Origin of the sequence: Pseudomonas sp. TH39(2020), from assembly GCF_016650715.1 — a bacterium.
Lineage (GTDB): Bacteria > Pseudomonadota > Gammaproteobacteria > Pseudomonadales > Pseudomonadaceae > Aquipseudomonas > Aquipseudomonas mandelii_C.
Genome location: NZ_JAEKFF010000003.1, coordinates 424,716 through 449,449, shown reverse-complemented (window position 1 = coordinate 449,449; position 24,734 = coordinate 424,716). Strand labels below are relative to the sequence as shown.

At 59.9% G+C, this 24,734-nt stretch carries 16 protein-coding genes and 2 pseudogenes; 7 read left to right on the top strand and 11 right to left on the bottom strand.

The genetic code is table 11. The features are described from left to right. The first annotated feature begins 61 nt into the window (after positions 1 to 61). Genes JFU47_RS04425 through JFU47_RS04415 form a run of 3 tightly spaced genes read left to right on the top strand, consistent with a single transcriptional unit; the run spans position 62 to position 4,480 of the window. On the top strand, positions 62 to 1,783 hold the full coding sequence (locus tag JFU47_RS04425; protein ID WP_201181275.1) for a type I secretion system permease/ATPase: 1,722 nt from the start codon (positions 62 to 64) through the stop codon (positions 1,781 to 1,783). Further along, a complete protein-coding gene (locus tag JFU47_RS04420) occupies positions 1,776 to 3,128 on the top strand; it encodes an HlyD family type I secretion periplasmic adaptor subunit (protein ID WP_201181273.1) in 1,353 nt (450 codons plus the stop codon). The genes JFU47_RS04425 and JFU47_RS04420 overlap by 8 nt, the downstream gene beginning before the upstream one ends. Before the next feature lie 2 nt (positions 3,129 to 3,130). Further along, positions 3,131 to 4,480, top strand: coding sequence for a TolC family outer membrane protein (locus JFU47_RS04415; protein ID WP_201181271.1), 1,350 nt, complete (start codon positions 3,131 to 3,133; stop codon positions 4,478 to 4,480). 1,094 nt (positions 4,481 to 5,574) lie between these two features. Here JFU47_RS04415 and JFU47_RS04410 read toward each other — a convergent pair. The 4 genes and pseudogenes from JFU47_RS04410 to JFU47_RS04395 all read right to left on the bottom strand — a co-directional run. Then, positions 5,575 to 10,401 carry a M10 family metallopeptidase C-terminal domain-containing protein gene (locus tag JFU47_RS04410; protein WP_201181266.1) on the bottom strand — a complete coding sequence of 1,609 codons (4,827 nt, stop codon included), beginning with the start codon at positions 10,399 to 10,401 and terminating at the stop codon, positions 5,575 to 5,577. Positions 10,402 to 10,822: 421 nt separating this feature from the next. Continuing rightward, positions 10,823 to 11,419 (bottom strand): flavin reductase family protein, encoded by a 597-nt coding sequence (locus JFU47_RS04405; protein WP_242485058.1) that lies wholly within the window; start codon positions 11,417 to 11,419, stop codon positions 10,823 to 10,825. 9 nt (positions 11,420 to 11,428) lie between these two features. Further along, on the bottom strand, positions 11,429 to 12,394 hold the full coding sequence (locus tag JFU47_RS04400) for a ribose-phosphate diphosphokinase (RefSeq protein WP_201181536.1): 966 nt from the start codon (positions 12,392 to 12,394) through the stop codon (positions 11,429 to 11,431). 38 nt (positions 12,395 to 12,432) lie between these two features. Beyond that, positions 12,433 to 12,711 (bottom strand): annotated as a pseudogene (locus tag JFU47_RS04395) (phosphoribosyltransferase family protein); the annotation flags it as partial. A 272-nt stretch (positions 12,712 to 12,983) separates the two neighbouring features. On the opposite strand from JFU47_RS04395, the pseudogene JFU47_RS33480 reads away from it, so the two are divergent. Both JFU47_RS33480 and JFU47_RS04390 read left to right on the top strand, forming a co-directional pair. Beyond that, positions 12,984 to 13,124: pseudogene (locus tag JFU47_RS33480) on the top strand (universal stress protein); the annotation flags it as partial. Between the two features lie 186 nt (positions 13,125 to 13,310). After that, positions 13,311 to 14,018, top strand: coding sequence for a phosphoribosyltransferase (locus JFU47_RS04390; protein WP_201181265.1), 708 nt, complete (start codon positions 13,311 to 13,313; stop codon positions 14,016 to 14,018). A gap of 158 nt (positions 14,019 to 14,176) precedes the next feature. Here JFU47_RS04390 and arcD read toward each other — a convergent pair whose 3' ends face one another. Next, complete coding sequence (gene arcD / locus JFU47_RS04385) at positions 14,177 to 15,667, bottom strand: arginine-ornithine antiporter (protein ID WP_201181264.1); 1,491 nt, start codon at positions 15,665 to 15,667, stop codon at positions 14,177 to 14,179. A 280-nt stretch (positions 15,668 to 15,947) separates the two neighbouring features. Here arcD and JFU47_RS04380 point away from each other — a divergent pair, with 280 nt between their 5' ends. Both JFU47_RS04380 and JFU47_RS04375 read left to right on the top strand, forming a co-directional pair. After that, a complete protein-coding gene (locus tag JFU47_RS04380) occupies positions 15,948 to 18,230 on the top strand; it encodes a heavy metal translocating P-type ATPase (protein WP_201181262.1) in 2,283 nt (760 codons plus the stop codon). A gap of 236 nt (positions 18,231 to 18,466) precedes the next feature. Beyond that, positions 18,467 to 19,144 (top strand): dTMP kinase, encoded by a 678-nt coding sequence (locus JFU47_RS04375; RefSeq protein ID WP_201181254.1) that lies wholly within the window; start codon positions 18,467 to 18,469, stop codon positions 19,142 to 19,144. 585 nt (positions 19,145 to 19,729) lie between these two features. Here the strand turns inward: JFU47_RS04375 and hutC are convergent. From hutC to JFU47_RS04345, 6 genes are all read right to left on the bottom strand, one after another. Then, the gene (hutC, locus tag JFU47_RS04370) at positions 19,730 to 20,467 is read right to left on the bottom strand and encodes a histidine utilization repressor (RefSeq protein ID WP_201181245.1); all 738 of its coding nucleotides are present in this window, start codon (positions 20,465 to 20,467) and stop codon (positions 19,730 to 19,732) included. Positions 20,468 to 20,470: 3 nt separating this feature from the next. After that, positions 20,471 to 21,604 carry a histidinol-phosphate transaminase gene (hisC, locus tag JFU47_RS04365; RefSeq protein ID WP_201181243.1) on the bottom strand — a complete coding sequence of 378 codons (1,134 nt, stop codon included), beginning with the start codon at positions 21,602 to 21,604 and terminating at the stop codon, positions 20,471 to 20,473. Next, positions 21,601 to 22,401, bottom strand: a complete 801-nt coding sequence (locus tag JFU47_RS04360; RefSeq protein ID WP_201181534.1) for an amino acid ABC transporter ATP-binding protein — start codon at positions 22,399 to 22,401, stop codon at positions 21,601 to 21,603. Before JFU47_RS04360 ends, hisC begins: the two co-directional genes overlap by 4 nt. An 89-nt stretch (positions 22,402 to 22,490) precedes the next feature. After that, entirely contained in the window at positions 22,491 to 23,162 is a 672-nt protein-coding gene (locus JFU47_RS04355) for an amino acid ABC transporter permease (RefSeq protein ID WP_201181241.1), read from the bottom strand. Further along, on the bottom strand, positions 23,159 to 23,818 hold the full coding sequence (locus tag JFU47_RS04350; protein WP_201181239.1) for an amino acid ABC transporter permease: 660 nt from the start codon (positions 23,816 to 23,818) through the stop codon (positions 23,159 to 23,161). Before JFU47_RS04350 ends, JFU47_RS04355 begins: the two co-directional genes overlap by 4 nt. Positions 23,819 to 23,891: 73 nt before the next feature. After that, complete coding sequence (locus JFU47_RS04345; protein ID WP_201181237.1) at positions 23,892 to 24,728, bottom strand: transporter substrate-binding domain-containing protein; 837 nt, start codon at positions 24,726 to 24,728, stop codon at positions 23,892 to 23,894. Positions 24,729 to 24,734: the final 6 nt, after the last annotated feature.

The following is a 24,734-nucleotide window of genomic DNA, read 5'->3' as shown; positions in this document are numbered from 1 at the left end:
GGCAAAAAACTCGCGATGGACTGCGTCTTGGACCGACTTTTCCTTTTGCGGGCGACACTCTATGGGTTTGCTTCTCGATCCGCGTCATGACATTGATGCCGCTTTATTAAGCTATCGCCGGGTGTTCTGGTCGCTGGCGCTGTTCAGTGGGGTGATCAACCTGCTGGTGCTGGTGCCGTCGCTCTACATGATGCAGGTGTACGACCGGGTCCTCACCAGCCGCAACGAAACCACCTTGTTCATGCTCACCTTGATCGCCTTGGGACTGTTCATGTTCAGCGCCCTGATCGAGTGGGTACGCGGCGAGGTGATGATTCGCATGAGCGCGGGGCTGGACGATGCCTTGGGCGAGCGGATTTTCGACGCTGCCTTCGCCCGCAGCCTGCGCGAGCACAACGCCAACCCGGCGCAGGTGCTCACCGATCTGGCGACGCTGCGGCAGTTGATCACGGGCCAGGGCCTGATCGCCTTGCTCGATGCGCCGTGGTTGCCAATCTTCCTGCTGGTGGCGTTCCTCTTTCATCCCTGGTTCGGCGTGCTGACGCTGGTTCTGGCCTTGGTGCTGATCGGCCTGGCGCTGTGGGGCGAGTTGGCGACTCGCACGCGCTTGGGCGAAGCCAATCGCCTGGGCGTGCAGTCGTCGATCTATGTAAACAGCACGTTGCACAACGCCGAAGTCATCCAGGCCCTGGGCATGCTCGGGCCTTTACGCCAGCGTTGGAGCCTGCTGCAGCAACGCATCATTGCCGCCCAGGCCCATGCCAGCGACCGTGGCGCGCGTATCACTTCGATGACCCGTTTCGTGCGCATCTCCGGACAGTCTCTGGCCCTGGGCCTGGGGGCGTTGCTGGTGCTTGAAGGCCAATTGTCGGCGGGCATGATGATTGCGATGTCGCTGCTGCTGGGGCGTGCTCTGGCACCCGTGGAAATCGCCATTGGCTCTTGGAAGCAATTCAACTCCGGCCGCCAGAGCTACCAGCGCCTGAGCCAACTGCTTGCCCAGCATCCGCGCGAGCGCCTGCGCATGCCTTTGCCACCCCCCACCGGCGCAGTTCGTCTGGAGCAGTTGTATGTCGGCCCTCCCGGTGCTTCGCAACCGATCCTGCGGGGCATCAATTTCAGCCTGGCCAAAGGTGAAGTGCTCGCCGTCGTCGGCCCCAGCGCCAGTGGTAAATCAACACTGGCCAGGGCGATGGTCGGGGTATGGCCGGCGATGGGCGGGTCGGTGCGCCTGGATGACGCCGAGATCAGTCAGTGGTCCCACGACGCCCTGGGCCCGCACCTTGGATACCTGCCGCAGGACATCGAGCTGTTCGACGGCAGTGTGGCCGACAACATTGCCCGTTTCGGCGCGCAGGACGCCGACAAGATCATCGCCGCCGGGCGTCACGCCGGCATTCACGAGATAATCCTGAGGTTCCCCAAGGGTTACGACACGCCGCTGGGCCCCGGCGGGCTTGGCTTGTCCGGCGGACAAAAGCAACGCCTCGGCCTGGCTCGCGCGCTCTATGGGCGCCCGTCGCTGATTGTGCTCGATGAGCCCAACTCCAACCTCGATGAAGCCGGAGAGCTGGCGCTGGTCCAGGCCATCAGTGCGCTCAAGGCTGCTGGCAGCACCGTGGTGCTGATTACCCACCGACCTAATGTGCTGGCGGTGGTCGATTACATCCTGGTGCTCAAGGACGGCACTCAACAAGCATTCGGTCCACGGGATCGGGTGCTCAAGGCATTGATGCCGGGGCCTAGACCGGCCGCGGTCAGGGGGGCTGGCGAAGATGCATGATCTGACCCCTGAGCAGCGGCTGAGCGTGCGCGGCGCCACAACGTTACCCTGCGCCAGTACCGACGCCGGGGGGGCGGCACGCTATGGTGTGGGTTTCCTGGTCCTGACGCTGGGCGGCTTCCTGCTCTGGGCCTGCCTGGCGCCGCTCGACCAGGGTGTCGTGGGCAGCGGCACCGTGGTGGTGGCGGGCGAACGCAAGGCTGTGCAGTCGTTGGTCGGTGGGGTGGTGGAAAAGCTGTTGGTCAGCGATGGCGACCGCGTCACTCAGGGGCAGTTGCTGGTGCAGCTCAATACGGTGCAGGCGCAGTCGCAACTGGACGTGACCCTGGGGAAGTTGCTCAACGATCGCAGCGTCGAAGCGCGATTGATTGCCGAGCGCCTGGGTTCAGCCGAGATCCAATGGCCTGCTGATCTGCTGGAACATGCCGACGAGCCGCGGGTAAAAGCGGCCATGGCCTTGCAGAGCCAGTTGTTTCTGACTCGCCGCGCAGAGCTGGGCAGCCGCTTGCAGATCATCGAACACGAAGCCGCGGCGTTGCAGCAGCAATTGCTTGGTTACCAAGGCGTCAAACGCAACTACGACGCGCAGATGCGTTTTCAGCAACAAGAACTCGAAGGCCTGCGTGATTTGGCCCGTGAAGGCTACGTTCCGCGCAACAAACTCTTCGAGGCCGAGCGCAACGCAGCCCAATTGGCCGGGCAGATTGCCTCCGGGGTGGGCGATGTCGGCAGGACCCGCCAGGCGATCAACGAAAGCCGGCTCAAGGCCTTGCAGGCGCAGCAGGAATTTCGCCGCGACGCCGAAACCCAGCTCAGCGAGGTCTCTGCCGAGGCGGCAGGTTATGCCGATCAGATTCGTGCCTTGCAGTTTGAAGTCGACAACGGTGCGATCCGTGCGCCGGTGTCCGGGCAGATCATGGACGTGAGCCTTCATACGGTCGGGGGCGTTGCGCAGGCCGGCCAAACCCTGATGCAGGTGGTGCCGCTGGATGCGCCGATGGCGATCACCGCGCGTTTCGAGCCGCTAATGGCCAATAAGTTGCGCCCGGGTCTGCCGGTGCATGTGCATTTCACCGCGCTGCAACGGGTAGATACGCCGACGGTCACCGGCACGGTGACTACGGTGTCGGCGGATCAGTTGATCAATGAACAGACGCACCAGCCGTACTTTTCCGCCAAGGTCGAAATTCCCGCCGACACCGTCGCTTCGCTGCAGGCTGCCGGCCTGCTGGTGCGCCCCGGCATGCTCGCCGATGTCACGGTGGTGACGGGGGAGCGCACCTTGATGAATTACCTGATGAAACCTTTGCGTGAGCGCTTGCTTGCGGCCTTCAAAGAGGAATGAGCATGATCGACCGTTGTCGCTACCGCTCCGGTGTACTGCTGGGTTTGTGTACCAGCTGGGCCGCGATCAATCCCGTGTGGGCTGCCGAAGAAGGCCTGAGCCTGACCGCTGCGTACGACGCCTCGCGCATCAATGACCCGACCGTGCAATCGGCGGCCCATGCCTTTGATGCTTCGAAACAGGAAGAGGCGATTGGCCGCGGTGGCCTCTATCCGCAAGTATCGCTGACGTCGCGCTACGGTTACGGTGGGCGTACCGATGGCGGCGACGACCGCAACTACGTCAACAGTAACGATTACCAGGCGAACAACGTCACCCTGGCGGCGCAACAACCGCTCTATGACAAGGGGCGCTGGGCGGCGTATCAGGAGGGCAAGGCGCGGGGGCAGTTGGGTACCCAGGTATTCGACGTTGCCGGCCAGACCCTGTACGACCGGGTCGCCAAAGGCTACTTCGACGTCGCCCGGGCCGAAAACGAGATCAAGTTGATCGCCCAACAAAAGACTGCCATCAATGGGTTGGTGACGCAGAGCAAAAAACTTTATCAAGGCGGCCAGGGCGCGATCACCGATATTGATGAGGCCCAGGCGCGGCTCGATCTCGTCGACGCCCAGCAGGCTGAAGTCCAGGCCCGGCGCGTGGCTGCGTTGCGGGCATTGTCCGGTCGCGCCAGTGTGCCCATCGATGACATCCAGCCGATGCGCGAAGAACTCGCCGCCGGTAGCCCGATCGCTCCGGAGCAGGATTTGCCGTACTGGACGGCGATTGCCCGTGAAGCGAGCCCCGAGCTGGCAGCCCGGTTGGCCGCGGTGAAAGTCGCCGAGGCGCAGGCCGACAGTCAGCGCGCCGGGCATTATCCGACCTTGTCGCTGACCACCCAGCTAACCCGCCGGGAAACCCGCCAGTACCAGGAACTCGATCCTCGCCAGGACACTTATTACGTGGGGGTGCAGCTGGATATTCCGTTGTATCGCGGCGGGGCGGTACGCGCCTCGGTGGCGAAGGCCGAAGCGCAACTGGCCGGTGCCCAGTCCGACTACGATGTGCAGCGTCAACAGTTGGCCGAGGACATCGAAGCCGATTATCTGGGCGTGGTGGCCGGGTTCACCAAGAGCAAGGCGATGCAGCGGGCGGTGGAGTCCAATCAGCGGGCCCTGACTTCGACGGAGAAAGGCTTTCAGGGTGGAGTGCGTTCCACGGTGGATATTCTTGATGCACAGCAGCGGGTGTTCCAGGCCCGCCGAGACCTGCTCAACACCAAACTCGACATGCTGCAAAGCTATGTGAGCCTGCACACCCACACCGGCCAAATGAACCGCGGCGTCCTGGAGCAGGTGCAAAGCCTGTTCTGAAAAGCCTTGGGTTCTAACCAAAGCTCAAGATCGCAGCCTATCCCCTGTGGAAGCGAACCTGCTCGCGAAAGCGGTGGGTCAGCCAGCCTCCATGTTGAATGTGCCGGCGCCTTCGCGAGCAGGCTCGCTCCCACATTTGATCTGTGGCTGTCCTCGATTTTTTGGGTACTGCAAATCCCTTGTGGGAGCGAGCCTGCTCGCGATAGCGGTGGGTCAGCCAGCCTCCATGTTGAATGTGCCGGCGCCTTCGCGAGCAGGCTCGCTCCCACATTTGATCTGTGGCTGTCCTCGATTTTTTGGGCACTGCAAATCCCTTGTGGGAGCGAGCTTGCTCGCGATAGCGGTGGCTCAGTCAGCCTCGATGTTGAATGTGCCGGCGCCTTCGCGGGCAGGCTCGCTCCCACATTTGATCTGTGGCTGTCCTCGATTTTTTGGGTACTGCAAATCCCTTGTGGGAGCGAGCCTGCTCGCGATAGCGGTGGGTCAGCCAGCCTCCATGTTGAATGTGCCGGCGCCTTCGCGAGCAGGCTCGCTCCCACATTTGATCTGTGGCTGTCCTCGATTTTTGGGCACTGCAAATCCCTTGTGGGAGCGAGCTTGCTCGCGATAGCGGTGGCTCAGTCAGCCTCGATGTTGAATGTGCCGGCGCCTTCGCGGGCAGGCTCGCTCCCACATTTGATCTGTGGCTGTCCTCGATTTTTTGGGCACTGCAAATCCCTTGTGGGAGCGAGCTTGCTCGCGATAGCGGTGGGTCAGCCAGCCTCCATGTTGAATGTGCCGGCGCCTTCGCGGGCAGGCTCGCTCCCACATTTGATCTGTGGCTGTCCTCGATTTTTTGGGCACTGCAAATCCCTTGTGGGAGCGAGCTTGCTCGCGATAGCGGTGGCTCAGTCAGCTTCCATGTTGAATGTGCCGGCGCCTTCGCGAGCAGGCTCGCTCCCACATTTGATCTGTGGCTGTCCCCGATTTTTTGGGCACTGCAAATCCCTTGTGGGAGCGAGCCTGCTCGCGATAGCGGTGGGTCAGTCAGCCTCCATGTTGAATGTGCCGGCGCCTTCGCGGGCAAGCCCGCTCCCACAGGATGTGAGCTTGACTCAGGCTGTAAAGTCGCTGGCGTGCAGCTCCTTGACGCCCACCAGTTCGAATTCGAACTCGGGGGTGGCGTCGGCGTTGACACTGCCGTAGAGAATGCCATCGGCAAAGCGCAGTTGGCCGGTGGCGTTGGCAGGGTCGAAGGCGTTGCTGCCGATGAAGGTGAAGGCGTCGACGGTGGCGGTCAGCGGGTTGGCGTCCAGGCCGGTAAGATCCAGATGATCACCCTCGGTGGTCTTGAAACCGCTGATCACATCGCGCAAAGCCCCGACGCCCATGTCCGACAGCGCGCCAAACGCGTAGGTATCCGCGCCAGTGCCACCGGTGAGGTTGTCGGTGCCTGCACCGCCGATCAGCCGGTCATCGCCCGAACCGCCCACCAGCGTATCGTTGCCCGCACCACCGTTCAGAACGTTCGCGGCGCTGTTGCCCGACAGACTGTCAGCGTAGGCGCTTCCCGTCAGGTTTTCGAAGAACTTCAAGGTGTCGAGCCCGGACCCCACGGTGTTTTGTTGCGCTGACGTCGAGAGGTTTACGGTAACCCCGGACAGGGCGCGTTCGTAGGACACCGTGTCAATGCCATCGCGCCCGTCCAGCACGTTGTTGCCGGCTCCGGCGAACAGCGTGTTGTCCAGCGCGTTGCCCGTGCCATTGGCGGCGCCAGTGCTATCGATATACAGACGCTCGACGTTGTTGCCGAGGGTATAGGCCCCCAGGCTGCTGTGCACACTGTCGACCCCTCCAGACACCGCATTGCTGTTGGTCTCGATCACGCTGTCGTCGGCGTTGTCGACATAGTAGGTGTCGTTGCCATCGCCACCGCTCATGCTGTCGTCCCCTGCGGCACCATCGAGCACGTTATTGGCGGCATTGCCGGTGATGAAGTTGTGCCGCTCATTGCCGGTGCCGTTGATGGCTGACACGCCGGTGAGCACCAGGTTTTCGAGGTTGGCGCCCAGGGTCCAGCTGACCGAGGCCTGCACCGTATCGATCTGCGAGGTCGAGGTGTTGGTTTCCACCACGCGGTCGGACGCGTTATCGACCACATAGATGTCGTTGCCATCGCCACCGGTCATGGTGTCCGCACCCAGATGACCATCCAGTGTGTCGTTGCCCAAAGTGCCCACCAGGGTATCGGCCTGGTCGGTACCGGAAATCATGTTCTGGGCGTTGTCGAAAATGTCCTGCACGCTGTTGTTGTCGTTAGGGTTGCCCTGGAAGCCAAGGTCACTGGCAATGTAGTCGGCCAGGCGCTGGCCGACGATCTCCGCCGACTCCTCGTGCAGGTGCCAGACGTCGTCGGGATACGCCTGCGGATCGACTTCGTGGCGCAAGGGAAGGTCGGTGTAGTCCACCGCCAGCTTGACGTCAGCGCGCTCGGTGGCGATGGCTTCCTGGGCGGCGCGGACATAGCCAACCCCCTCGACGATGGAGGCAATCTTTTCTTCCGAATAACCACGGGCACGCGCCGCGTCCTGCTCGTAGTGACCGGTTTCCATCATGTACACGCTGAAGTCGCCGAACTGGGCATGCAGGTAATCAAACACCTTCAGGGTCGCAGCCTTGTAGGCCGCTGCTGCCGCTACTTTGTCCGTGGCGCGGGCGATCTCCTGGGCGGCTTCCTCGCCCTGGCCCCAAATGATGCCCATGGTGACGTTATTGATGGATTGCAGTTCGGTGAGCTGGTCACGCAGCAGCGTCACGGCGCGCAACAGCGCAGCCCCGGGTTGGTTGGTGTCGGTCAGCCACCAGCACAACTTGAGTTCCTCCGCGCTGAGCGTCGAAAGGCCGGTGACCGTGCTGCCGCCCACCGCGATGTCGATGCCGTTGCCATCGGCGTCGGTGAACTGGCTGCGCACGTCATAGGTGGTGTAGCGGTCCAGGTCGTTGACCAGCATCGACGTGCCGGACTGATTGTCGTCCTCCGTCATGCGCAGCAGTCGCGCATTGGATTGGCCAAGGGTGGGCACGTAGAGGATGTCCTGCTGGGCGCGCTCGCCGAACACGAAATCACTGGCAGTCAGGGTGTTGAGGTAGTTGCCATTGAGGGCGATTTCAAAACGATTGCCATCGGCGTCGGCCTCGGCGGACTTGATGTAGGTCTTGTCGCCGGCCGCGTTGAGGGTGATGTACAACGTGCCATTGTTGCCATCGCCGAGCCCGACAATGCCCAGGCCCGAAACATCGATCTTGTCGACGCCCGCGGTGAAGTCATAAATCGTGTCGGTGGCCGTGACACCGCCGGTGTCGTAGTCGCGGTAGCTGTCGAGTACGTTGGTGTAGCGGAAGGTGTCGGCACCGTCACCGCCGTAAAGCGAATCACGTCCGGCACCGCCATCGACGATGTCCGCGCCGGTGCCGGCCTTGATTGTGTCGTTGCCACCGAGGCCGAGGATCAGGTCTGCACCCGCCGTACCGTTGAGGGTTTCGGCATTGTTGGTGCCGGTGATGGTGTTGGCGGGCGCATCGGCCACCGCCAGGGCGAAGCTATCGCTGACTGATGCACCGGCCGGGTCCGTGGCTTTGACCAGGACGTTGTAATTGCCGGACGCGGTGCTGGTCGGCGTGCCGGTGAAGGTCAGGTTGGTGGCATTGAAGCTCAGCCACGCGGGCAGGGCGCTGCCATCGGCCAGGGTCGCGGTGTAGCTGAGGCTGTCATTATCCGGATCGGTGAAGCTGGTGACCGGCACCGCGTAGTTGAACGGGGTGTTTTCGGTCGCGCTCTGATCCAGCAACGCCGTTGCCACCACCGGCGCATGGTTGACCGTTGGTGAAGTGGCAAAAACGAAGTTGGCACTGGTCAGCGTGTTGAGGTAGTTGCCGTCCAGTGCCACTTCGAAGCGGTTGCCATTGGCGTCGGCGGTCAGGGACTTGATGTAAGTCTTGGTGCCGGCACTGTTGAGCACCACGTACACGGTGTTGTTCTTGCCGTCCCCCAAGCCGGTGAAACCCACGGCCGAGAGGTCGATCTTGTCGGCGGTGATATCGAAATCGGTGATCAGGTCGCCAAGGTTGGCGCCGCCGGTGTTGTAGTTGCGGTAACTGTCCAGGCGATTGGAGAACACAAAGACGTCCGCTCCAGCGCCACCGGTGAGTGTGTCCATACCGGCACCGCCGTCGAGCTTGTCATCGCCCGCGCCGCCACTGAGGCTGTCGTTGCCCGCCAGGCCGAGCAGGGTGTCCGCCGAATCGCTACCCAGCAGCGAGTCGCTGCCGCTGGTGCCGGTGATCACACGATTGAAGATGAAATTGCTGGCGGTCAGGGTGCTGGCCAGGTTGCCCGAGAGAATCAATTCGAAGCGATTGCCGCTGGCGTCGGCATCGTAGTCCTTGATGTAGGTGCGGTCGTTGGTGGCGCTGTAGCTGACCTGCAAGGTGCCGCCACGGCCATTGCCCAGACCGGTGAAGCCGAGGCCGGCGAGGTCGATCTTGTCCTGGGTGACGTCGAAGTCGGTGATGGTGTCATCGAAGCTTGTGGTTGCGTTGCGGTAACTGTCGGACTGAGCGACGAAACGGAACGTATCGGCGCCGGTACCGCCGGTGAGTTTGTCGATGCCTGCACCACCCACCAGAATGTCGCCACCGGCTCCGCCATTGATGGTGTCGTTGCCGGCAACGCCATAGAAAATCTCGCTGGCGGCACTGCCCAGCAGGGTGTCGTTGCCAGCCGTACCTTGCACGGTGGTCATCGGCTCCGTGGCGCTGACGTAGCTGCCGTCACCATAGACCAGCGTGGCACCCTTGCTGGTGTGACTGATGGTGTTGCCAATAATGGCGTTGCGATCGGTGCCGTCTTCATTGCGCTCTGCAACACCGTAGGTCGACAGGTTGCTGCCGCTGATGATGTTGCCCTGAATTGTGTTGTCGCTGCCGTTGAAGTATTTGCCGGACACGCCGAGGGTGTCGTCGTAGGACTGGATGATGATCTCCGGCACGGGGTTGCCCAGGGAATTATTGTTAAGCGTGTTGTCAACGATCTCGACGTGGTTGCTGCCGTAGATGCGGATCCCGGCGCTGGTGTTGTCGTGGATATCGACGTCGCTGACGGTCACGTCGCTGGACAGTTTGATCAGCACCCCTTCGGCGCCGTTGCCGTACACCTCGCCACCGGTGATGGTGATGTTGCTGGGGGAGGGGATGTTCTCGCTGCCGCGCTGCACCACGATGCCATTGCTGCCGTTGTTGTAGGCGACGTTATTAGTCATGGTGAAATCGTGGGTGCTGGTAACGACGTTGAAACCGTGGCGGTCGTTGTCGTAGGCGACGTTGTTTTCGAAGGTGCTGTCGCTGAGGAAGTCAGCAACGAAGCCGTCCAGGCCATTGCCGTGGGACACGCTGTTCTTGATGACCATGTTGACGGTTTGCTCGTGGGGGTCGAAACCGTACCCGGAGCAATCCTTGATCTCGACGCTGTCGAGGGTGACGTTGGAGTCGTAGCCTGCTTCGCCGGGAATGTAGCCATTGAACCAACCGTCGATCTTGCCCGTGGTGTTGTCACGGTTGCCGTCGATGGTGAGGTTGCTGACGCCGAAGTCGTGGGTTTCCTCGCCATAAGCGGAGCGGATGACCCCCGTGATCTTGGTGTCGGAGCCGTCAGCAACCTTGACGGTGGTTGCGCCCATGCCGTCGCCGTACAGGTAGACGTTGCTCTTGAGCATCAGGCAGCCGTCGGAGGGTTCCTCGCCTCCCGAAACGATATAAGTTCCGGTCGGCATATACACCTGCCCCCCACCTGCGGCGGCCGCTGCATCAATCGCGCTTTGTATCGCCGCCGTGTCGTCTGTGATGCCATCACCTTTGGCGCCAAAATTCTGTACGTTGAAAATCATGAGTTTATCTCCGTATCAGGCTAAAACCTCGGTAGATGCCAATATTCCATCGGCGGCTACCGTGTTATGACCCAACGGAGCGCAAAAGTTGTGACCACATATCGGGGAAGTGTCAAAAAACCGAACCAACTGATCAGCGGTTGTGAGGTGTTTCGAGAAAATAACGTTCTGTTGACGCTCGCTCAGTTAGCGAGCAAGCCCGCTTGTAGGGTAGGACTTGTAGGGAGGAGGAGGGCGCAAGCTCTACCTCATCAAGCACGGGCAGGACATGCCCAAGGGGTTGAACTGGCAATGGACGCCAGTGGCGCCCATATCGTTGGCCATCCGAAATCGGCGCCTGCACCGGTCTCGCACAAGGAGCCAGAGATCCGCTGGATTGGCTGATCAGGACAACGCAGGACGAGTCCATTTGAAGGGATGATTACGGACGATCGCTAAACACCTGGACACCCTCTGGAAGCTTCGACTGCATCATTTCTCTTCTATCCAATTTGCGTCCGTCCACGACGAAGGAACCATCACCCACTGAATGAATGGTTCGTGTCTCTTTGCGTAAATCGTCGATGTAGGCCGCGAGGCCTTCGAGGACAACGATATTGTGTTTCTCGATGATATCGATAACGTTGCACTCGATATTTGCCAGGCATTCCTTAATCAAGGGTGACCTGACATGTTTGCCTTTCACGGGTGTTAATCCGAATGTTGCAAACTTGTCTGTGTCAGCACCGGAACAGGTTCCCACACCAATAACGCGATCTATCAAATCGACGGTGGGGATTGAAATGACACACTCCCTGGTTTTTAAAAGCGCGGCGTACGAATAGTTCCAGGGCCCGGTGGTCATGGCAAAAATCGGCGTGAAGCCCATCACCATGGTCCAGGAGATGGTCATGATGTTGTTCTTCTGGCCATCATTTGTGGTGACGAAGACAACCGGGCCTGGCTCCATCAGTGTGAATGCTGTGTTGATTTTCATCTTTTTCAACTTCAGGCACTCCCCATTGTCTTTGATCGGCATCAAAGACGCTCAGACGGTATCGAATGCTCCATTTTCAGCCAGCAAGGTGGCTATCAGGGCGGTGCTGTCGAGTACCTGCAAGTGCTGCGTCACACACTCGGGGGGCAGGCGAAATGGAGGCACGCTGTCAGAGATCGCAATGTGCTCGAAAAGCGGCTGGTCGAACAGATGGCTGCCAGCTGTGAACAAGCCATGGGTCGCTGCTGCGAACAATCGTGTGGCTCCAGCCTTTTGACAGGCAAGGCCCGCATGCTTCAGCGTTTCACCGGTACTGATCAGGTCGTCGAAAACAATGGCTGTCTTCCCCGATACGTCGCCAACCAGGAGGGTGCCCGTCAGCGTCGCGTGACCACGGTGCTTTTCCATCAGCGCACTGCCCACTGAACGTCCCAGTTGTCGTTCGAGGGCCTGACGAAACTGTTCGGCGCGCTTGGCACCACCGGAATCCGGGGACACCGCCACCACGTCGGCGTCGCCGACGAATCTTACGAAATGCACGGCGAATAATTCGGTGCACTGCACGTTCCACGTAGGAATGCGAAAGGCATTGTCGAATGCGGCCGGATTATGCACCTCCAGGGCAACCAGACGATCTACGTGGCAGGCTTCAAACATGGTCGCCAGGTAGCGAGTGATCGTTGGGTCTTGAGGTTGGCTGCGACGATCTTTGCGTCCGTAACAGAGGTAGGGTGTTACGACCTGCACATGGCGAGCGCCGGCATCCTTGAGTGCTCCGCAAAAGAACAACAGGCGACACAACTTATCGTTAGCGCTCTGCCGGTCATCCCCATACAAAGAATGGAACACCACGACCTCGCGACCGTTAACCGACGCCAGCGGTCGGCATTTATGTTCGCCATCTTCATAGTCGCGCTCTTCATGCAGGGCCAGTTGGCAGCCAAGCCGTTGCGCGACGCGGGTTGCATAGTGCTCACTGCCTTGCAGGGCAAAAAGAAGCGGGCGATCGGTGAGCATGCATTGGCTCCTTTGAGGCTTATCGAACAGTTGCGCCGTCATCGGGCAGCACCATGACGCAAAACTTCAATGCAGAATTCCATTTCGTAGGGCGAGACGTTGCATTCGACGATGTCATGGGCGGCAACTTGCAGATGCACGCCGATAATGTCGGCATGGATCGGTTGCTGGCAGACATGCCGGTCAACCAATACCGCAGTGTAGACCCGACGAGCCCCCAGTTGCGCCAAATAGGCACAGGTGCGCAGGAGTGAATGGCCCTCAAAAAGCACATCGTCGACAACAAGCAGGGTGGTATTGGCAAGGTCCAGTTCGCCCTGCCAACGTAATCCCGCTCGGCTCGGCCCTATTGATATTGATCAAGTGCTGTGAAATGAAATTTCAATCCATGAGAGGCGTTGGTTCATTGAACGGCGTTACGCAGGTATTTGATATAAATCAACGCCAGGGCGACATCAACAGAGGACTCTGAATCAACGCTGGTACCTGATCCGGCGCAGGCGTTACGGCTGGCCTCAGCAATGGGGCAGCGGTGGACGTCGAGTCCCATCTGTCTGGAGTCAGATCATGAGCCAATATCAACGCTCTCGGGCTCGAAGTAACGACGGAGGTGACGTGCGCCGATGACATGAAGCAAGACATTCTTGATCACGTCACGGAAATGCGGCCCGACCTGTTGATCAAGGAAGTGCAGCATGAATCAGCGCTCAAACGCGCGTTCTTCACCCCGCAGGGAAACAATCGTTCATCAAACTGGCCGGTCTGGGCAGAGTCCAGTACCACGGCCTGGAGAAGCTGCTGGGCAGCACGACCGAACATATTCTGTACCAGGTGCCTTGCAGTGTTCTGGCGGTCTAGAACGGACAAGGCCATGTTGTAACGAAACGACAGGCGTCATCGCCTGAGGAGGTTTTTCATGAGTCAAAGCCCCTCATTGCAAACCACATTGGAGGACCGGGCAGAAGCCGGTCGACGTCTGGTGGAACCGTTGCTCAAATACGCCCATCGACCCGATGTCATCGTCCTCGCCTTGCCCCGTGGCGGCGTTCCGGTCGCCTATGAAGTGGCTAAGGCCCTGGACGTGCGCCTGGACCTGATGCTAGTCCGAAAGCTGGGCGTTCCGTCCCACCCGGAGTTCGCCATGGGCGCCATTGCCAGTGGCGGTATACAGATCCTTAATGACGACGCCTTGCGGGCGCACCCCATTACCCCGGCCGCGTTCGATGCCGTGCTCGCGCGAGAAACACAGGAGCTGTTGCGTCGTGAGCAGGTGTACCGCGGAACCCGCCCACCCGTGCGACTGAAGGATCAGGTGGTGATCCTGATCGACGATGGTCTGGCAACCGGGGCCTCGATGATGGCGGCAATCCACGCAGTGCGAATACAAGCACCGTCTCGCATCGTCGTCGCAGTGCCGGTTGCGCCGCTGGAAACGGCGGAGGCACTGCGCAGTGAAGTCAATGAGGTGATCTGCCCACTGATTCCCGAGTGGATGATGTCGATCGGTTATTGGTACCTGAGGTTTCCCCAGACTTCAGATGAAGAGGTCATTGATTTGTTGATGCGGGCCTGGCGGCGAGAATCCGCTACCAGCGCCTCGGCTCAGGGGAACGTCGATGACTGAGTCGCAATATCGGCAATGCTGATTCAATAACAAAAAAAGCCCCCCGCCGGTTTCCCGGCAGGGGGCAGGGCAGTCTGGGGTTCACTCGCCTTTGATCGGCACGACCTTACATCCGTTTGGCGGTCCACCGCGACAGAACAAACACGCCACACTGGTCCCTACAAGGACAGTGTCCCGGACCACAACATCCAGCCGGCGAAGGCTGCCGCCGTCCAGATAATGATCAACAGCCCCGTCTCAGGGCCGCTGAGCGGTTGTCCCTGGCGAGTCTTGATGGTGGCCAGGTAAATCAACGAACCGGGGGCGTAGAGCAAAGCGCTGAGCAACATGTATTTAGGCCCGGCGGCATACAGCAGCCACAGGCAATACAGTGTGGCGACCGAGGCGATGGCCATGTCGCGCAGTTGCAGGGCGCGGTGACCGGCATAGGTCTGACCCTGCCAGGTCAGTTTCAGCGCATACGCACCGCTGAACAGGTACGGCAGCAGAATCATCGAGGTGGCCAGGGAAATCAGCGCGAGGTAAGTGGCGCTCGAGTACAGCGTCAGTAACAGGAACAGTTGAATGCAGCCGTTGGTGATCCACAGGGCATTGGCCGGTACACCTTGGGTGTTTTCCACGGCAAGGGATCCCGGCATGACCTTTTCCTTGGCCGGTGTGAACACCGATTCCGCCGCCAGCAGCGTCCAGGCGAGCAGGGCGCCACCCACCGAAATGATCAAGCCGATGCTGATCAGCACCGCGCCCCACGGCCCGGCGGCAGCCTGAAGCACGCCGGCCATCGAAGGGTTTTTCAGGGCGGCTAACTCCGGTTGTTTAAGTATGCCCAGCGACAGCAGCGACACCGCAATCAGCAGCAACAGGGTGATGACAAAACCGATGACCGTGGCGCGACCGACGTTGGCGCGTTCTGCGGCACGGGCGGAGAACACGTTGGCGCCTTCGATCCCGATGAACACCCAAACGGTGACCAGCATGGTGCTTTTGACCTGATCGAGGGTGCTGCCCAGCGCGGTCGAGCCCCAGAAATCGACAGTAAAGGTTTCACGCTGGAAGGCCGCGATCACCAGGCCGATAAACAGCAGCAACGGTACGATCTTGGCTACCGTGGTCAACGCGTTGGCCCGGGCCGCGGTGCGCATCCCTCTGAGGATCATCCAGTGCAACGACCACAGCACCACGGACGCGCCGGCAATCGCCGCTTTGTTATTGCCTTCACCGAACAGCGGGAAGAAATAACTCAGGGCCGCGAACAAAATCACCAGGTAGCTGACGTTGCCGATCCAGGCGCTGATCCAGTAGCCCCAGGCTGAGTTGAACCCGAGGAATTCGCCACCCAAGGCGCGTGCATAGGCAAACACCCCGTTATCCAGTGCTGGTTGGCGGTTGGACAAGGTCTGATAAACCAGCGCCAGCGACAACATGCCAACGCCGGTGATCAGCCAGCCAATCAGAATTGCCCCGGCGCCCGCACTGGCCGCCATGTTCTGCGGCAGGCTGAAAATGCCGCTGCCGATCATCGAACCGACCACCAGGGCAATCAGCAGGCTCAAGGACAAGCGTTTGGGTTCCACCTTTCGCAAGCTGCCTGCAAGTGGGTGGGCAGTAGGCGGGATAACCGGTTGAGTGCCTTGCAGGTGCGTAGCCATGGGAGCCTCCACGAAACGAAAGTTTCTGCACTCATCGAAGGCGATGGTGCGAATGCTGACTCTAATTTCTACGTGTACGTCCAACGCCTGTTTGATTTAGATCAGAAAGAGGGCAAACACCTGGTTTGTCCGGGCACAGCCATGACCTCCGTTGTGTCCAACGCCTCAATTGCGGCGCTCCGGCGAACACGAAAGACATTCGAGTCCTAAGCTCTACCTCGATGAACGACAGATGTTTTTACGGCGAGGCATGCAAATCGCTTTTGAGGAACTCACTTCGATGCTCAGTAAGTGGCTGGACCCCGTTCTATTGCTGCTCACCGCACTGACGCTGCTGGCCGGTGGCGTTGCGTATGTTGCGCAAGAACCTGATTGGGCCTCGATGTGCTGGGCCGCAGGAAGTCTGGTGATGGGCGCAGTACTGCTCGTTGAAATCGTCAGGCGCCTGGCCCGGCGCGAGGCCGGTGTCGACCTGATCGCGCTGCTGTCGATCACCGCCGCCCTGGTCTTTGAGCAGACACTGGTGGCGGCGGTGATTGCCTTGATGCTGGCGACCGGACGCACCCTGGAGTTTTTTACCAAGCAACGCGCTGACCGCGAGCTTCGTGCGCTCATTGACCGGGCGCCACGTTTTGCCTGGCTGCAGGAGGAGGGCGGCTTGCGCGAGATCCCTGTTGAGCAGGTCCAACTGAATCAGACATTGCTGGTGCGGCTGGGGGAGGTGATACCGGTCGACGGTCGGCTGCTAAGTCCTGCGGCCATTCTGGACGAATCGGCGCTCAGCGGTGAGTCGTTGCCCGTCACCCGTCGAGAAGGTGAGCAACTGCCCAGCGGCGTTTCCAATGTCGGTGCGCCCATCCTGCTAATCGCCACGCGAACGGCCGCGCAGAGTACCTATGCCGGCATAGTGCGGCTGGCCGAGGAGGCACGTCGTTCGCGCGCACCTTTCGTGCGCCTGGCCGACCGCTATGCATTGTTCTTCATCCCGCTGACGTTGCTGATTGCCGGATTGGCCTGGCAATTGAGTGGTGATCCTTTGCGAGCGCTGGCGGTCCTGGTGGTGGCCACACCTTGCCCTTTGATTCTGGCAGTACCGATTTCCTTCATGTCAGGTATTTCGAGGGCAGCGCGGCGCGGGATCCTGATCAAGGACGGCGTGACCCTGGAAGCGCTGGCCGGGGTCAAGCAGGTGTTTCTCGACAAGACCGGCACTTTGACCAGCGGCCATGCCCGTCTGCAGTCGATAGAGGTCAACGGACTGGCCGATCCGCAGCGTCTGCTTGGCCTGGCCGCTTCGCTGGCGCAGGCCTCGACGCATCCTATCTCCCAGGCAATTGTTGAAGCGGCGCATCAGCGCCAATTGCCGCTCAGCGTCCCGCAGGAAGTAGAAGAAAGCCCAGGCTCTGGACTTTGTGGGCGCGTCGATGGCGTGCAGGTGCGTTTCGGCACGTTGTCTTTTGCTCACAAAGAAGCCCCCGAAACCGACTGGGTCGCCGCCATGCTGCGCCACATGGATTACCTGGCGTGCAGTGGAAGCTTCATCGACGTGGATGGGGAACTCGCGGGCCTGCTGGTTTTCTCGGACAAGGTTCGCCGCGAAACCCCGCAGACTCTGCGTCGACTGCGCAATAGAGGCATCGAAAAGATCGTCATGCTCACCGGGGATCGCCTGGAAACTGCGGAGATGATTGCGCTGTCTGCCGGGATTGACGAGCTGCGTGCCGGGTTGACCCCTGAGGATAAAGTGCGTGCTGTACAGCAAGGTTGCCTGCGCACCAGCACACTGATGGTCGGCGACGGCATCAACGATGCTCCCGCGCTGGCGGCGGCCAACGTTGGCGTGGCCATGGGGGCGGGCGGTGCCACTGCTTCTGCGCAAGCCGCTGGTGTTGTGCTGCTGGTGGATCGTCTGGATCGCCTGGTCGAGGCGTTGGACATTGCCCGACGAACCCGCTACATCGCACGCCAAGGTGTGCTGGTCGGGATGGGAATGTCATTGCTGGCCATGGCGGCAGCCGCCCTTGGCTACCTGCCGCCGCTGATTGGCGCCGTGGTGCAGGAGGGCATCGACGTGGCGATCATCATTAACGCCTTGCGGGCATTGGGGCCGTTATGGGCGTTGAGGAAACGAAAGCTTACCGCTGAGCATATCGATCGCCTGCAAGACGAACACCAGCAACTCTCCAGCGTGTTGAGCGATCTGCACCAACTGGCCAGCGACTTTGCCCAGCGCCCACTTGCGCAAGCACAGACCGACTTGCAGGAACTGGTCGACAAGCTGCAAACATCTCTGGCGCAGCATGAACACGAAGATGAAAACATACTGTACCCGCTGCTGACGCGAAGCCTGCCGGGGGAGGACCCGATGTCGGCCATGAGCCACGTTCACCGGGAGATATTTCGCCTTATCCATTTGCTGGCGCGCATGAGCAGCGACTTCAATTCCAACCCTGCAATGGCACCTGCTGACGAGATTCAGCATCAGCTGATTCGACTGGATACCCTCGTGCGACTGCATTTTGACCAGGAGGAGGAACTGTTCCGTTTTCTAGATGGGCGCTAAAAGTTTGAGTCCGGCACGAAGCATTCGACACGTCATTATTGAACATATGGGCGATGACCGATGTTCATAAGCGGCTGTTGTAACCCAGGCTTTTGAGACCCGTTAACCAGAAACTAAGTTAGAGTGTTCATCAATGTCTGTTCACAAGGGCCCTCCACTCGATTCGCGTAGTCGCGCCAAGCGGTTCCAGCGAACGAACTGGGTAAAAAAACCGTATATCAATCGTTAGTTGAAGAATGAATCGTCCGCTGTTTGTTTCTCTAGATGGGCCCAAGGGAACCGGCAAAACCACACTGTTGGAGGCCGTTACGAAAGTGCTGAGGGCCGACAACAAAAAGGTGATCCGACTTTCCGAGAGTAAAAGCGATCCCTATAGGGGGGAAACAATGACCCTCGTGAACAAACTCGTCAGAAATCCCACCCGGGATTTGGAGTTCGAGGTTTGTGAGCGCCTTGCTGATAGCCGTACCTGGATTTCCCAGCACGTGCTGGCTAAACAGCCACCAGGCAGCATCATCTTGATCGATCGCTGGTACCCGTCTGATGCCGCGTTTCGCCGGCTAATCCCGTTTGCAGAGATTCTACAGTTAAACATTGATCGAAACGTGCGAGTGCCGGACCTGCATGTCGGGGTTGTCACCACCCCTGATATTTCATGGGCGAGGGCTGCGGCACGACGGCGTGGGCTGAGCAGTACTGTGATCCATAAGCTGGAAGAACATGTCGCTTGTACCAAGACGTTCGAGCGAGCGATTGCAGATCACGGCTGGGTTTTATGCCGTAATGAAGGAACGATCGAAGACGCAACGATGCAGGTGATTTCGGAGATCTATAGAGTCCTTCGATGCCCCATAGGCGAAGTTCACCGCGCCGGTCTTGATGCGGTTGAGATAACCGTAGATATGGATCGTTAGCTGGGTCGAAGGGGTGATTTTTCGCCGCAGCGGTAGCGGTAGCCGGCTGACGCTTTGATAGTTCATGAAGCTTCTTGCCCGCGACTCGGTAGCCTAACACGCGTGAAGAACCGGTCCGGCCCGGGCCAGCTTGCATAGATAACCAAGGCAGCGATGCGGTCCGGATAGACGGCCGCTATCGCCTGCGCTACTGCGCCGCCCAGTGAATGGCGCTGATCCGTAAAAGCCGGTTGCACCGAACCGCCCCAATGCGTTTCTCTCGATCCTGAATTGGTCGATACCGATGTCAATTTTGCTGCTTGCGTCCGGATGCATCGCAAGCAACAGGTGCATTTTTTTGACAGCGAGCTTGTTGGTTATCACGCCTACTGCGGCGAATCGAATCACGTTCAGCGGCCGGAAGCGGCCTGAAATTATGCACCCAAGTTGGTGCTTCAAGAAGCAAATGGGTCATCACTTTCTGCGAGCGAAAAGAAGTCTCCCATAGAACTGGCTGGTTTTTTGATGATCAAGCCAAATGGGCTAATGGAGCCTGACGGAAAATAAGTTTTCCTGGGTAGCCGGGCCTCAGGCTGCGATCAAGACTCAACTGTCGCGGTGAGCGCCATTCACCGGCAGGCGACTGCCCAGGCGATAGCGCGACGAGGGGTGAGTCAGCCGAACGTAGGTGACGATTTTATTCTGACTCCAGGTGCGGCGCACCAGGATCAGGCAGGGTTCATTGGTGTCGATCTGCATGTGCTTGCTTTCGTCGCTGCTCGGGTGACCGGCTTCGACGATATGTTCCATCTCATCGGGTCGGATCACCTGCAACAGATAACGCGCCGGTTGCAGTTGCTCGCCAAATTCTTGCAGCAGGAAGTCCGGCACCAGTTCGGGATTGACGTAGCGATCCTCGAACTGCACCGGCACGCCTTCTTCGCTGTGCACGCAGATCAGATGGAACACCGACGAACCGGTGGGCAACGCCAGGGCTGCGGCCACCGGCATCGAGGCCGCTTCGCGGCCCAAGTGCAGCACGCGGCAACTGTAGCTGTGCCCGCGCGCGATGATTTCGTCAGCGATATTGGTGATGCGCAGTAGGTTCGATTGCGGCTTGCTTTCGGCCACGAACGTCCCGACGCCGGAGATCCGCACCAAATGGCCTTCCTCGGTCAGCTCGCGCAAGGCCCGATTGACGGTCATGCGCGAAATGCCCAGCTCCTGCACCAGGCGATTTTCCGACGGGATCAGGTCTCCGGGCTTCCATTCACCGCTACGCAGCTTGTCTTGCACAAAGTCCTTCGCGCGCCGATAGAGGGCTTGCGGTGCATTTTTGATCATGGGTCAGTCCGCGTCTTTTTGAGCGGCAAGAACACTTGCCAGGGCTTTGAGAAAAAGGTCGTTATCCTCACAGCTACCGATGGACACACGCAAGTACTGTGTATACCCGTCTTCACGCCAGGGTTTGAGGATGACGCCCTCGCGCAGCAAGGCCTGATTGATGGTTTCGGCCGGATAGGGCGTGCTGAAGTACAGGAAGTTGGCCATCGACGGCGCCGGACTCAGCCCCATGTTTTGCAGGGCAATCACCATGTGCCGCCGCTCGTGGGCGACGTGGGCGAGGGTGGCCTGCAAGTGCTCTTCGTCCGCCAGTGCTGCAATGGCGGCGGCCTGGGCCACGCGATTGATGTTGAACGGGGTGCGCAGACGGTCGATCAGGTCGGCCAGCAAAGGATCGCTGACGATGCCATAGCCGATGCGCAATCCAGCCAGTGAATACGCCTTGGAGAAAGTCCGCAGCAGGATGAACGGCTTGCCACTGGCCTGGATCAATCCGAGGCAATCGGGGTAATCCGCCTCGAAATCCGCGTATTCGTAATAGGCCTCGTCGAATACCAGCAAACATTGCGCCGGCAGCGCCGTCAGTAGCTGTTGCAACTCGTCGGCGTCGAGGGTGCAGCCGACCGGGTTGGAGGGGCAGGAGAACATCAACAGTCGGGTTTTCGGTGTCAGCGCCGCAAGCATCGCCGGCACGTCAAAGCGCCCCTCATCCGTCATTGGCACCCCTGACACCCGGGCTCCGGCGGCGATGGGGTAAATGAAGTGCAGGCCGAACGACGGCACTACCGTGACCACTTCATCGCCGTGGTCCAGAAACACGCGACTGATGATGCTCAGCAAATCTTCCGAACCATTGCCGAACACCAGGTGATCGCCCGGTACGCCGAGCTTTGCCGATAGCTCCGCGCGCAACTCCAGGCAACTGGCATCCGGGTAGAGGGCGATGCTGGAACAGGCCGTGGCCATGGCGGCGGCCACTGCGGGCGCCGGGCCCAAGGGGTTTTCGTTGCTGCCCAGCTTGGCCACGCGGGTCAGGCCGAAACGCTGGCGTACTGCTTCGGTGCTGAGGCCGGCGTTGTAGCTGGCGAGGTCGCGCACTTGGGGGCGCGCAAGGAGTTGCAGTTCAGCAGCGTTCATACCAGAGAAGCCTCTTTGTTGTCCTGCCAGAAGGCATTGCGATCCAGATAGTTCTGCAGAAATTGCTGCAGGCGCGGGTGTTCGGAGTTGTGGAATATCTGCTGCGGCGTGCCTTGGGCGACCACTTGCCCTTGATCGAGGAACACCACCGAGTCAGCAACCTGCGCGGCGAAGCCCATTTCATGGGTGACCACCACCATGGTCATGCCTTCTTTGGCCAGGGTCTTCATGACCTGCAAAACTTCGCCCACCAGTTCCGGGTCGAGCGCCGAGGTCGGCTCATCGAACAACATGATGTGCGGTTCCATGGCCAGTGCCCGGGCGATGGCCACGCGCTGTTGCTGGCCGCCCGAGAGCTGGATCGGATAGACGTCGGCCTTGTGCGCCAGGCCGACTTTGTCGAGCATGGCCATGGCGCGCTGACGGGCTTCGGCCGTCGATAACTTGCGCACCCGCAGCAGGGCTTCGCTGACATTGCCCAGCGCCGTCATATGTGGCCACAGGTTGAATTGCTGGAAAACCATGCCGACATTGCGCCGAACCTGATTGATCTGCGCTTGCGGCGCGCGTTTGCGGCCCTTGCCGTTATCCGGCACAAAGCCGAGCAACTGGCCTTCGACGTAGATTTCCCCTTCGTCATACTCTTCGAGGAACGCCATGCTGCGCAGCAGGGTGCTTTTGCCTGAACCGGAGGGGCCGATCAGGCACACCACTTCGGAATGCCGGACCTGTAGATCGATGCCTTTGAGTACACGCAGGGTGCCGAAACTCTTGCCGACATTGTGAAGACGCAGCATGGGTTGCTGGTCGCCGGGGAGTTGCTCGGGAGTCTTCATGGGGTCACCTTGTTTCTGGGCAATGGGTTTCAAGTGGCGTTGGAGGTCGTTCATTGCGGTTGCCTGCTCATAAAGCGCCCGACCTTTGTTTCCAGGTACATGCCCAGCCGCGAACAGAGTTCGACCAGCAGCAGGTAGCCGATACACAGCACCAACAGGGTTTCGACAAAGGCGAAAGTTTGCGAGCCGATACCGGTCATGACCATGGTCAGTTCCGGGATGGTGATGATCGACAGGACGGCAGTTTCCTTGCACAAGATGGTCACCAGGTTGACCAACGCCGGCAGGATGATCACCAGCATCTGCGGCAACTGAATGCGCAGGATGCATTGCCAGCGTGTGATCCCCAGGCAGTCGGCTGCTTCAAGTTGGCCGCGGGCCACCGATTCGAAACCGGTACGGAAGATTTCCGCAAAGTAGACGCTGCCATAAATGCCCAACCCCAGAACCCCGGCCGGAATCGGCTCCAGGCTGAGGCCGAAGGACGGCCCGCCGTAGTACACCAGGAACAGTTGGACCAGAAACGGCGTGCTGCGGATCACTTCGATGAACACCCGCAACGGCGCCCGAATCAGGTTGTTGCCAAACAGCTGAGCCACGGCAATCAGCAAGCCGAGGAACAACCCCAGAACGACACCCGCGGACCAGGTGCCGAGGGTGACCATGAAGCCTTGGGCGATGTCATCGAGGTGCTCGGTGATGATCCGGTGATCGAAGATCATGAGCGTTGCTCCTTCATGCGTCGCTCCAGCAGGCCGCCGCAGAACGCCAGTGGAATGTTGATCAGGCAATAGAAGCCGGCGAGCATCAGGTAGTCCTGAACGAACAGGTAATCGCTGGCGGCCAGGTTTTGCGCGGTGCGGGTCAGGTCAGCGAGACCGACTACCGACACCAGCGACGACGCCTTGATCAGCAGGATCATTTCGTTGACCAGCGCCGGCAGGGTCAGGCGCACGGCTTGCGGTACACGGATGCGCACCAGCATTTGCCGAGTACTCAGGCCCAGCAATCCGGCGGCCTCCAGCTGACCACCGGGAATGGCGAGAAAACCACCGCGCAGAATTTCCGCGATGTAGGCCCCGGCGCACAACGACAGGCTGATGATGGCGGCCGTCAGCGGCGACACGTTCGGCAAGCCGACGCGAGGCAGGAAGTAATAGACGAAGAGCAATTGCACCAGCAGCGGAATGCCCCGGAACACGAAAATGTAACCACCACCCAAACGTCGGAACAACGGCACCGGTGACAGGCGCAGGCTGGCGACCAGAATGCCGATGAAAAATCCGATCACCAGAGCGGCGGTGGAGACTTCAAGGGTCACCAGCAGGCTTGTCAGCAACAGCGGCAGGTTCTGTAGAAATAAAGACCAATCAAACATCGTGGCGACTCCAACTCAGTTGACCGCCGGCCAGGGCCGGCCGGCGATCAGGAGCTCCAATGGGCGGACGGATTTACCAGGTTGGGGTGAAGTCGGCTTTCGGTACATCCATCTCGGCACCCAGCCATTTCTTCTGCAACGCGGCAAGGCGACCGTCTTCGTGCATTTTCAACAAGGCACTATCAAGGGCGGCGATCAGGCTGCTGGCGTCGTCATCCTTGCGGCCCAGGTAGGCGAAGTAGGATTTCTTACCGAACGGAGGCAAGATCACTTTAAACGCTTTGTTGCGTTCAGCGGCGACGTACGAGATGTTCGGCAGCGAGTTGGCAACCGCAACGATGCGCTTGGCCGCCAGGTCAGCGTAGGCCTGGTTGTTGTCGACGTATTCGCGGATCGTCACTTTCTCCGGCAGCGTGGCGGCGAAGGTCTTGAGTTCCTCCAGTTGCGCCGAGCCTTTGCCGGCACCTACGGCCTTGCCGGCAATGTCTTGCGGTTTGGTGATGGTGGTATCGCTGGCGCCGACCATCAAGGCAACGGTGGCTTCGGCAATCGGCAGCATGAAGTGATAACGCTCTTTGCGGGCCTGGGTCACGATGATGGGGCCTGCAACCATGTCGAATTTCTTCGCTTCAAGCCCTGGCAGTACGCTCGGCCATGGCAGGTCGATGAACTTCACCTTGACCCCCAACTCCTTGCCCAACTGATCGAACAACTCGGCGTTCAGGCCTTTCTGTTTACCGTTATCGGTGAAATCGAAAGGCGCAAATTGCAGCTCGGTACCCACCACCAGTTCACCGGCTTTCTTTACATCGGCCAGTTGATCGGCGTATGCAGCCAGGGACGCGACAGTCAGGGTCAGAGCGAGGCACAGGCCGTTGAATCGTTTACTGAAAAGAGAATCGAGTTGCATGGTGTC